We start from the raw sequence: 11,651 nt of genomic DNA, 5'->3' as shown, positions 1-11,651 counted from the left end.
TCTTTTCCATGGCCTCCTACAAACGTCGCAAACTCAATCAGCATCTGATTGACAGGTTTATTCGAAACTTAGACTTAGACGAGACTTTGATTAAATCACATCCCAACTTTCCAAGTCTTTGTGACTATGGGGTGCTAGTCTCCTAATTCTGTCCGGAGTATTGCATAAAACATTTCAAGAATATCTAACTGCCCTAGAGATCAGAGATCGGTATCCGATAGATTATTTGTTAGCGAGGTTAGATAATTCGGACTGGAGTGAGGTGATTAGCTTCTACGCAGCAGTGACAGAGGCCACACCGTTCGTTTTGGCCATTTTGGATACTCCCACTACGGAAAAGCTAAAATTTGCTCGTCGGATAGTAATTGAGGAAAAGTCAAAAACTCAATTATCTATAAAAGATTTATTGGAGAATCAATTAACTAATATTGACTTGGGAAGGTTAATAAACGCAAAGGTATTATTAGAGGAACGTTTCAAAAGAAATGACAAAACGCTTCTTTCTAAACCAATTACGTGGGCAGAGTATAGTCTCTTTCTAGAAAATCAAAGATTAGGACAATTTCATTCTCATGCTTATGAATACTACGCCGATTGTTACAGCAAAGGCAATCAACCTGTGAGAGGTATTTCAAGTGTAGATGCACAATGGTTTTGTGGATGGCTTAGTACTCAGACAGAATTAGCATTAGATGAGAATACATATCACTATCGTCCCTACATCCTTAACACTACTTTATGTATCATTCGAGAACAAGTTCACCCACGTTATGGAGACCTAATTAATTATCTAGCGAATGCCCTTTGGAGGGAAGCAGACAAAGAAACTGCAGCAGTAATGCTAGATGTAACTAATCGGAAAGAGTTAGGTTGGTTAGATATTGATAATATCGAAGGCTTTCCTCACAGTGATTTACAGCTTATTGACCGACTATGGGTTCAATTTACGGGAGGACACTTTGGTTTCAGTGTACAAAAAGAAATCTATCTAAGCTGCGGTGCTGCAGCTGACAACAAGTACTACGACAAGGCTTACAGAAAATTTGTGACACAGGTTGGCTGGAGGAAAAACGGTTTTTGGCAGCCTGAAACTAAAACGCAATGGGATTTGACTGCCCCTAGAGGACATCTACCACTTAAAGTTTACTATGGAGTATGGAGGGCAATGGGAAAGAGGTTGTATGGAGTAGACTCTCTTCTCTCTCATACAAGCTTGTAAGCCGACATCTGCAAAATTGACCTCTGAGTTGTGGTAACGTGGAGCGCTTATCATCTTTGGATATCGATGGGATTCAACCCGACTTAAGGTGCAACTGTTGAGTTTGGATTTGTTGGGTTAAGATTGCCGAAACCTAACCTATGATTCTGTGGTTTGGAGAGAGGAAAGCTCTTATGGATGTTTTGCGGTGTGATGGATGGGCCTCGCCCCAATGTTAATTCGACATAGCCACATAGCAGCTCTAGGCGGATTTTCCAGAACATCAGCCCACTCTGTACTCAACAACTTTTGTTGATGTAAAACTGCATCTTGACTCATCTGGCTTGGGCCTGCTAGCCTACAAAACTATAGCTAGCCTCTAGCTATTTCCGCACCCAAAAATTTAGCCGCGCGGGATGGCGGTGCAGTCAACACCACCACCCTGCTAACCCAGCCAACTGATCGGAGCAGTTGGTGGACTGTGATTATCTTACAGCCACCCTGAGTTTAGTTGCAGGGTGGCTTCATTTTTGGGCGCTTTCCTGACCCTTAGTCAACCAAAAACCAAAGGAAAACGCCCCATGACAACACAGGCAGCTACCCTACCCGCTAACCTATCCATCACCCTGCCCACAGGCGAAACCATTCGCCATATTCTGCTCGGCAGCCCCGGCGGCATCCGCCAAACTATCCACCTGCTCCACACCCTCAAATACGTCGAACCCAACCAGTGGAGCCCCCTAATCGACATCCCCGACAATCAGCTGATCCTCACCCCCGACCAGGGCGACGTCATTAGCATCCTGATGAAACGTCTGTAGGTGAGTAGCCCACCGTGCGCTGGTGGGGAAGCACCAACCCGCCCAGGGTTCGAAACCCTGGGCTAGCCGAAGGGTGTCCACTGAAAGGGACACAATTATCGGAAATGTGTTTTGAGGGTTTGCTTCCACAACACTTAGCGATACTTCGATCGCTCCACCACCGGCCTCCAGCGCCTCCATACCCAATTGTCCCTTTTAGCGGACAACCCTCAGTTAGCGCTGGCGTTTCAACCCAGCGTGGGCTTTAGCGACACAGCCAATCTTAGTGCAAGATATGAGTCTAGTGGGTTTTGACTCTGTTAGCCCCATTTCATGACGAGCACATTAACCATCCAAAGCTGCCTGGGAAACAATGTAATCGTAGCTAAAAGACCGACTTGCACCTGGAGCCAGCGTTATACCTCTAATAATCCAGGAACCTAGCAATGAATCTTGAATGGACACATTAGTCAGGGTTTGATTTCCTGTATTGGTAACAATCACCTCATAAATAACCTTTTCCCCCGCATTGTTGAGGGTGCCATCGCCACTGCTATCTTGCTCAATGACTCTCTTTTCGACCTTGATGTCTGGATTTTGCTCCACCTTAACTTCGGCAAAGTCTTTACTCAGACCTGTTTCAGCAGTTGTTACTTCAACCGTATTGTCAATGTCTCCATCACCACCACCATTACTATCAATATCCGCTTGGGTCAACCGATATCGACCGATAAAGGTTTGGGTAGCCCCAGGTGCTAGCTGACCAATCACGCGATCAATCCCGAGCTGTGGGTCATTGATGGCAACGTTGTTTAAGGTCTGGTTACCGGTATTTTCAATTTCAATGATGAATTCGATAATATCGCCTGCTTGATTGAGGCGACCGTCATTCTTAGTGTCAATGCCAACAGCACTCTTGTTCACCTTGATAGCAGGCGTCTGTTTAACAGGAACGGCCTCGGTATCAAGCTTTAAACCCGTCTGATTACTAATCACTGTGGCTTCATTATCAATGGAGCCCACTTTAAAGCCTAATCCAGCCCCGTTGTTATCCATATCAGTCTGGGTGACCGTATAGTCAGCGGTAAAGGTCTGTTCTGTCCCAACGTCTAGGGTGGCATCCGTTGTCAGAATGCCACCAGTGAGGGGATCATCGACAGTAACCCCGGTCAAGGTGACATTACCGGCGTTTTTCACCTTGATGGAATATCTGATCATATCGCCAGCTTCATCAACCACACCATCGTCATCGGGGGTGCCATCGGGGTCAAATACCTGGACAATCGATTTGTTGATGCCGACGGCTGGCCTCCTGACAACAGAGACATTCTCAGCATCATTGGCATAGTCCGTTTCCTGACTTGAAGCCGAAGCGATGTTCTGAATGCTCGTGCTTGCTTTGCCCACCCCTGCTTTGGGAATTCCTGCCGTTGGCGATAGGCTAACAGTAACGTCAGAGCCGAAGAGGGCTTTCGATGTTTCAGAGTCCACTACACCGTTCTGGGGTAGGTTTTGAGACTTTTGAAACTCCCGTACTGCTTGTTGAGTGGCTTTACCAAAAATGCCATCTACTTTGACCGTGATCCCCGCTTCATTTAGCTTTTGTTGGGCCCTGGAGACCACATCGCCCCTAGCGCCGCGTTCGAGTACTGGGACACTGGTGGTGCCTGAATAGCCCTCTTGTAAATCGATAGTATCGCCATAGATCCGTCGTGAGGTGGGCAGGGGTTCGAGATCGTCCTCAGAGAGCGCTTGATCTACTTCCATAGCAGTTTCCTGCTCAACTGTGATTGCTTGATCTGCTTCAGTGGCTGTTTCCTGCTCAACTGCGATCGCACCATCACTAACCAAAACAGGTTTGTCCGTATCATCTGCTGAGGCCGTTGACCATTGCACCTTCAAATTTTGCTGAACCGAAGGGGCGTTCAAGTTGCTGACATCAACATCAACATCAACATCCTCTCTCTCCTGAGTTTGGCAATTAGCCTCGCTGGCGTTATCTTCAACAGCCTCACAGGCATAGACCGTAGCGGCTTGAGAATTCGCTAACCCTGTCAATAAGGTACAGCCAGCAGAGATGCTTATGATTTTCTTTAGATTAGGAGACAAACAATTTGCTCGAGATGAACTCTCTGAAACTGGCTCTAACACAACGTTGTGGCTTTGCTGTTTCTCAGAGTTCAAATGTTTGATTTTCATGACAAAAATAACATCTACAGGGCAATCAAAAATCGCAGGGATAGAGCACCTCTGGTTGGGAAGTCTTCTATTATTTGACATTCCAATATGGAGCAAAGTCGAAACAAAAGTTCCTTCAGTGTTCTCGCTTTCTTGATGCATGTATTCGAACTATAAATCGGGAAGAAAAGTAATTTAAGGTATAAAAAGTAGTATCCCAGCTGGCAGGGCGATAAATCCTTCCACTACCTTGGCTCCGGATATCACAAGTTTACAGATAGGCGATGTAAACTCTTGCTAACTATTTATACGATATTTCACTAGCTATGAATAAATGAACACTATCGGTAGCACATCTGGAGCGTATGAGAGATAGATAATCAGAGATTCACCAACGAAAACAATCGCGATTTTCCATACTCTCGCTGCATCATCTTCAAAAACAAGGACGTTACCTTCACCTGTACTTCCTCGTTATGCCTTACTCTAAAAAAGCTGGGCTTTAGCAATGGGAGGAATGGCCAATGAGCGAATATCAATACTACGAGTTTCAAGCGATTGACTGTCCCCTCACTGCCAAAGAGCAGGCCACAATCCAAAAACTATAATGGTCCGATGGAGCCTTGCAGAAAACCCTAGTCAGAACTTATCCACCCGTCGATAAGTTTTTTTGAAACATGTCAGACCTCAAAACCCAACCCAACGATGCCAGCGTTGATAAATTTATTCAGGCATTAGAGAATGAACAGCGCCGCAATGACTGTCTGACATTGCTACCCATCATGCAGCGCGTTACTCAACGAGAACCCACAATGTGGGGAGACAGCATGATTGGTTTTGGTCGTTATCACTACAGGTATAAAAGTGGCCGAGAAGGAGACTGGTTTATCACTGGCTTTTCACCCAGAAAGCGGGAGCTGACAGTATATATTATGCCGGGTTTTGAGAATTATTCAGCTTTGTTGGAGCAACTGGGTAAGCATCGGCTGGGCAAATCATGTCTCTATATTAAGAAATTATCGGATGTGGACATCACTCTCCTAGAGACCTTGATTACACAGTCCATTACTGAGATGGAAGCCAGATACGACTGTAGTTAACAAGAGAATGCTGGTATTACCCGAATCCCAATCCATATGCGCTAGCAGCAATATGTGAGTATCTATTCATAGTCAAAAATCGACTTATCAAGCAGTAAAATCCTTGTCAAAACAAGCATTCTATACATGACGAATTAGCTTGATAAATCTATAAATTGGCACAAATACGTCCATGGATAAGAGCGATCTTATGATTTGTGCCGTGATGTAAGAAATCTCTCACACGACTTTCATAGGATCTTTATGCACGGGTGAGATGCTTAAACAAGAGTTAACCCGTTCTTAACATTTAGCTAATGCTCACCCTATGTGCTGTGATGCCAACGCTCTCTATCGGTATGTTTAGGCCGCAATGGTCTGTTACCAAAACAGCCTTTAAAGGCTGCCACGATGGTTAAGAAAAACGCTGTTGCTGATTTAGGGGATGGACCGATCTGGTGATGATGCAATTTATCAGCACGCGTCAGATGACGTCATCCCGAGGATCAGCAATGCCAGAAAAGCTTAAGCAACGTTAAACGTGGTAATTAAATTGCGGCTAAAAATAGCCAGGAGGTCACATGTTTTTAGTAAATCAGAAGAGAAAACAAGCGTCATCGGTGTTATTACAACCAAAACGTCCCCTATCGCCTCATAGCCCGTCTCACAGTCAACGCTGGCGCATCGCACTGTACTCCCATGACACCATGGGGCTAGGTCATAAGCGACGTAATCTGCTGATTGCTCAAACCCTAGGAGCTTCCAAATTAGATGCGGACGTCCTGTTGATTAGCGGTATGCGTGACGCCAGTGATTTACCCACGCCCTCTGGCGTAGACAGTCTTACTTTACCCGCATTGCACAAACGCGCGGATGGACAATATGAAGCTCGTCGTATGGGCATGGCACTGGAGGATATTATTCGATTGCGATCGCAAATAATTCTCACCGCCATCCAAAACTTTCAGCCAGACGTACTCATTGTCGACAACGTCCCCCGAGGCGCTGTAAGAGAACTCGATGCCACCCTAGAATATATACGGCTGTCTAACCAGCGGCAACCGTCCCACGCTACTCGCTGTGTACTAGGTCTACGGGATATATTGGACACCCCAGAGAAAGTCAAAAAAGACTGGCAGCGTAGCGACAATATTGAAGCAATTCGTCGTTACTACGACACCATTTGGGTTTACGGAGACCCCAACGTCTATGACCTGCGCAGAGAGTATCAGTTTCCCTTTGATATCACCACCAAAATGCGTCCCCTCGGGTATCTTGACCAGCGAGCCCGGCTCAACTACGTAAATCCTGCCGTGTACGCTAATTTAGAACGGCTAGCCTTACCCACCGACAACAACATTATTCTCTGCGTAGTCGGCGGCGGTCAGGACGGAGCGGCCTTAGCGAAAGCGTTTGCCCAGGCCACCTTACCGGCCAACGCAACCGGTGTTTTGTTGACTGGCCCCTTTATGCCTGCCGATGTACAACAGTATCTCTACGCCCAGGCTGAGCAAAACCCACAGCTGCGCATTATCGACTACCTGGAAGAACCCACGCTGCTGATAAAACGGGCAAGTCGAGTCATCTCCATGGGCGGCTACAATACTACCTGCGAGATTCTCTCTTTTCAGAAGCCAGCTCTGATGGTTCCCCGCGTCACCCCACGCTTAGAACAGTGGATTCGCACTGACCACCTTCAAAAGCAGGGTCTAGTGGATCTCCTGCATCCTGAACATGTGAATGCTGAGGCGATCAGCCACTGGCTACAGCAGCCTGGTACCACCTCTCGGAAAGATGCCTCTATTAATCTCAACGGTTTGGATAACCTACTCATTGAGTTGCAAAAACAGCTGATGATTGCCCAGGCACCGCCATTGCCCCATGCTTCTTGATCCTATGTTCCTCATTTTTGCAAACCTATGATTTCTTCTAATCCTATGCGCATTGGCTATGTCGTCAAACGATACCCTCGTTACTCCGAAACATTTATCGTCAACGAAATTTTGGCCCATGAAGCCGCCGGAACCGACATCCACATTTTTGCGCTGCGTCCACCAGAAGACACCCACTTTCAAGATAAAATCTCCCAGGTACGCGCCCCGGTTACCTATTTACGCAAACCGTCTCAGGGCAGAGTAACCCCTGCGCTTATTACCCTGTCACCGACGCCAGCTAGCTATTTTTGGGCAGAGATTCAAGAGACGGCTAGCGTGCTGCCTAACATTTGGACCAAGCTAGACTACGCGACAGGAGAACGCTCCAGCGTCGTTTATCAGGCCCTGTGGCTGGCCCAGGAGATCCGGCGGCGGGGGATTACCCACCTCCATGCCCATTTTGGTACCGTGGCCACCAATGTGGCTAGACTGGCGGCTTACTTTGCTGAGATTCCCTATACCTTTACCGCCCATGCTAAGGATATTTTTCACGAAAGTGTGAATCCAGAAGATCTGCGGCGTAAGCTTCGAGATGCGTCCACGGTGATAACCGTCAGTGACTACAGCGTGGCCTACCTGCAGGAACAGTTTGGCCAAGATGCAAGAAAAGTACAGCGAATTTATAACGGTATGGATCTCAGTGAGTTACAGTTTTGTTTACCCACCCAGCGCGCGCCCAGAATCTTATCGGTGTGTCGACTGGTGGAGAAAAAAGGACTCTTCTATCTGGTCGAAGCCTGTGCGCTGCTGCGGCAGTGGGGCTGTGAGTTTACCTGCCAGATTGTGGGTACGGGGGATTTAGAACAAGAGCTGCGATCGCAAATCCAGAACCACAACCTGGACGATTGGATCGAACTCATCGGTCCTCGTCCTCAGCGAGAAGTCTTTGAACTGATGCAAAATGCCGCCGTGTTTGCAGCCCCCTATATCATTGGCAAAGACGGTAACCGAGACGGATTGCCCACCGCATTACTAGAGGCGATGGCCCTGGGTACGCCCTGTGTTGCCACCGACGTCACCGGCATTCCCGAGATTATTCAAGACGGCGATACGGGACTGCAGGTGGCCCAGCAAGATGCCACCGCCCTCGCCCAAGCTCTCCAAAAGCTACTAACCTCATCCACCCTACGGGAGCATTTAGCCACCCAAGCTCGGGCATTAGTCGAAACTGAATTCGACATCACCCAGAATGCGGCGGTTCTGCGTACACTTTTCCAACCTCAAAATCAAACAGTCAACGTTTACTAGCCAACCCGAAAACCATTCCCCACTCTCACCACATCACCACATCAGGAGGACTCCCATGCGAATTGCCTACATCTGTGCCGACCCTGGCATCCCTGTTTTTGGTCAAAAAGGGTGTTCGATTCATGTGCAAGAAGTGATCCGGGCATTGCGCCGTCAGGGAGCCCAGGTGGACCTGTTTGCCGTACGCTGTGACGATCCTCCGCCAGAGGATTTAACCGATCTAAACGTCCATCGGCTGCCCCCTATCCCCAATCTAGAACGGGCAGTGCGCGAGCGGGTTGCCCTCTCTTCCAATGATGATTTACAGAGAGAACTAGAGCACGCTGGTCCATTTGATTTGATTTATGAACGCTACTCTCTTTGGAGCTACAGCGCCATGGAATTAGCCCAGAAAACCAACATTCCCGGAATATTGGAGGTAAATGCGCCCCTGATTGAAGAACAGGCTAAATATCGCGGTCTCGTCCACCGAGATGAAGCAGAACAGGTGGCACGCAGAGCTTTTCAGTCAGCTGGTAAACTGATTGCCGTTTCTCAAGGTGTCAAGCACTATCTCACCAACTGGGTAGAAGCCGACAAGGTGCAGGTGATTCCGAATGGCGTCAACGATCATCGCTTTAGTAAGGACGTACAGCCCTCACTTCCTAAAGATCCTGACACCTTTACTGTCGGATTTGTGGGCTCGCTAAAGCCTTGGCACGGTCTCTCTCATCTAGTTGGTGCATTTAGCCAGCTGCACCAGCATGTGCCCCAGAGCCGTTTGCTAATTGTTGGTGATGGCCCCCAACGCAAGGATATGGAAGCGGAACTAACCCGCCGAGGCTTACAATCTGTTGTTTCCTTTACAGGGGCTGTCTCTCCTGCAGCGATCCCCGGACTGCTGGCTTCGATGGATGCAGCAGTGGCTCCTTACCCAGAAGCCGACTTTTATTTCTCACCGCTAAAGGTAGTAGAGTATATGGCCGCTGGGCTACCGGTCGTCGTCAGCCGCATCGGACAGCTCGCCGACCTAGTGGAAAACAATGTCACCGGGCTGTTGTGTCCACCGGGAAATGAGGCGGCACTGGCCAATGCTCTGGAGAGACTTTGGCTATCGCCCAGTTTGAGGGAATGTCTAGGGCTGATGGCCAAGCGACATATTTTGATGCACCACACCTGGGATGGGGTGGCAAGACAAATTATTGCGATCGCACACAACCAGTATCAGCTGACAAACTATGTTGTAACCTAGCAAGCCTTTTGGAAGCCCTTAAGCTTGGGGTTTGGGGGCCTAAATTATGTAAAAATCATATGAAACAATCAACCTCTACTACCCAGACAGCGCCAGGATTATGGCGAGTCGTGCGCACCTTTTGGCCCTATATACAACAACAGTGGTCGCTGCTGTTAGTCACCGGCATTGCCCTAATTGCTGATGTGAGTCTGCGCATATTAGAGCCTTGGCCTCTGAAAATTGTCTTTGACTATGTGCTAATTCCGGTTACAGGAACAAACAGTCTACCCGGTCAGACTAACCTTGATCCTGTTATTCTTCTCACCATAGCAGCCCTGAGTATTGTGGGCGTTACGGGTTTACGAGCCATTGCACGCTACTGGAGTACGGTTAGCCTAGCTATTCTGGGCAGTCGCGTCATGGCTCAGGTGCGTAACCAGCTTTACCGACACCTGCAGCGGCTATCATTGGACTACCACAGCAAAGCCCGCAGCGGCGATCTGATTGTACGCGTCAGCAGCGATGCTAATCGGCTACAGGAGATTTTGCTAACCGCTGCATTACCTTTGGTGGTCAGCGTTTTAACCCTGACTAGTATGGTTGGGGTGATGGCCTGGTTAGACCTCAAACTTACCCTGCTCTCCCTGGTAACGTTTCCACTATTTGGCTTGGCAGCCACTCGCCTGAGCCGTCGAATTCGCAGTGCTTCTTTACAACAGCGGCAGCGGGAAGGGGCCGTTGCCGCTACAGCAGCAGAATCGCTGTCTGCGATCAAACTGGTGCAGGCATTGTCCCTAGAAGATGCCTTTGCTGATGTGTTTGACCAGCAGAATCGCAGTAGTTTAGCGGAGAGTGTGGAGGCAAAACGGCTGGCCGCCAACCTGGAACGGACGGTGGATGTATTAATTGCGCTTGGGACTGCCTTAGTTCTTTGGTATGGAGCCCGGCTAGTGATTCAAGATGCCCTGTCTCCTGGTGATGTGCTGGTGTTTTTAACCTACCTAAAAAATGCCTATAAACCGGTACAAAACTTTGCTAAATACACGGGACGGCTCTCTAAAGCAGCGGCTTCAGGAGAACGAATTCTGAATGTGTTAGAACAAAAACCAGATGTGTGCGATCTCATCCACGCCGTTCCTGCACCTATTTTCCAAGGTGCTGTCCAGCTAAAAGACCTGTGCTTTGCCTATACTCCTAACCAGGAAATCCTTAAAGGGATTAATCTCTCGGTACAGCCAGGACAGCAGATTGCCCTGGTCGGTCCCTCCGGCAGTGGTAAATCTACTTTAATGAGTTTGTTGTTGCGGCTATACGATCCCACCGCTGGTCAAATTAAAATCGACGGGCACGATATTCGTGACTATACCCTAGAGAGTCTGCGCCCTCAAATCAGCGTTGTCTTGCAAGATAGCCTGTTGTTTGCCGCCACTATTCGAGAAAATATCGCCTATGGCATTGCGGGGGCCAACCACCAGGAGATTGAAGCAGCGGCCCGTCTAGCCAATGCCCACGAGTTTATTATGGCGCTGCCCGATGGCTACGATACGGTGGTGGGCGAACGGGGTAGCACCCTGTCTGGCGGTCAGCGTCAGCGAGTTGCGATCGCACGTGCTGCCATCCGCCGTACCCCCATCTTGATCCTGGATGAACCCACCAGCGGTCTCGATAACGCCAGCGAGCAGGCAGTTGCCGAAGCCCTGCGTCGTCTGGCCCAGAACCGTACCACATTTCTAATTACCCACGATCTACATTTGGCTACCCCTGCTGATCGGGTGCTCTATATGGAACAGGGACAGGTGGTAGAACAGGGCACCCACATCGAGCTGATGAGAAAGAATGGTCCCTATGCCGCTCTCTTTAGAATGCAGTCTGCCGTTCAACAGGATGCGACCTTGTCGAACAGACGTTCCATGGAACGTCTCTCCTGATTTTTTCACCTATTGGATGTACAGACGTTCCATAGAACATCTCTCCAGCATTGTTTTTTGGGCGTTGCTGATC

Annotated in this window: 8 protein-coding genes; 7 read left to right on the top strand and 1 reads right to left on the bottom strand. The window is 48.6% G+C overall.

Features of this window, described 5'->3' with window-relative positions; all coding sequences use genetic code 11:
- Positions 1-283: 283 nt before the first annotated feature.
- On the top strand, positions 284-1,219 hold the full coding sequence (locus tag IQ260_RS19260; RefSeq protein ID WP_193994724.1) for a GUN4 domain-containing protein: 936 nt from the start codon (positions 284-286) through the stop codon (positions 1,217-1,219).
- A gap of 560 nt (positions 1,220-1,779) precedes the next feature.
- Positions 1,780-2,019: a hypothetical protein gene (locus IQ260_RS19255; RefSeq protein WP_193994723.1), complete on the top strand. Its 240-nt coding sequence runs from the start codon at positions 1,780-1,782 to the stop codon at positions 2,017-2,019.
- Between the two features lie 324 nt (positions 2,020-2,343).
- Here the strand turns inward: IQ260_RS19255 and IQ260_RS19250 are convergent, their stop codons facing one another.
- Positions 2,344-4,197 (bottom strand): DUF7507 domain-containing protein, encoded by a 1,854-nt coding sequence (locus IQ260_RS19250; RefSeq protein WP_193994722.1) that lies wholly within the window; start codon positions 4,195-4,197, stop codon positions 2,344-2,346.
- A 656-nt stretch (positions 4,198-4,853) separates the two neighbouring features.
- Here IQ260_RS19250 and IQ260_RS19245 point away from each other — a divergent pair.
- The 5 genes from IQ260_RS19245 (at position 4,854) to IQ260_RS19225 (ending at position 11,578) form a co-directional block, all read left to right on the top strand.
- A complete protein-coding gene (locus IQ260_RS19245) occupies positions 4,854-5,276 on the top strand; it encodes a DUF1801 domain-containing protein (protein WP_193994721.1) in 423 nt (140 codons plus the stop codon).
- A 560-nt stretch (positions 5,277-5,836) separates the two neighbouring features.
- Positions 5,837-7,147 (top strand): glycosyltransferase family protein, encoded by a 1,311-nt coding sequence (locus IQ260_RS19240; RefSeq protein WP_193994720.1) that lies wholly within the window; start codon positions 5,837-5,839, stop codon positions 7,145-7,147.
- 27 nt (positions 7,148-7,174) lie between these two features.
- Complete coding sequence (locus IQ260_RS19235) at positions 7,175-8,437, top strand: glycosyltransferase family 4 protein (RefSeq protein ID WP_228016265.1); 1,263 nt, start codon at positions 7,175-7,177, stop codon at positions 8,435-8,437.
- 55 nt (positions 8,438-8,492) lie between these two features.
- Positions 8,493-9,668, top strand: coding sequence for a glycosyltransferase family 4 protein (locus IQ260_RS19230; protein WP_193994719.1), 1,176 nt, complete (start codon positions 8,493-8,495; stop codon positions 9,666-9,668).
- A 59-nt stretch (positions 9,669-9,727) separates the two neighbouring features.
- Positions 9,728-11,578 (top strand): ABC transporter ATP-binding protein, encoded by a 1,851-nt coding sequence (locus tag IQ260_RS19225; RefSeq protein ID WP_193994718.1) that lies wholly within the window; start codon positions 9,728-9,730, stop codon positions 11,576-11,578.
- The last annotated feature ends 73 nt before the right edge of the window (positions 11,579-11,651 follow it).

Origin of the sequence: Leptolyngbya cf. ectocarpi LEGE 11479 (assembly GCF_015207065.1) — a bacterium.
GTDB lineage: Bacteria > Cyanobacteriota > Cyanobacteriia > Phormidesmidales > Phormidesmidaceae > Leptothoe > Leptothoe ectocarpi.
The sequence above is the reverse complement of the archived record's forward strand: the minus strand, read 5'-3'. Positions and strand labels throughout refer to the sequence as shown.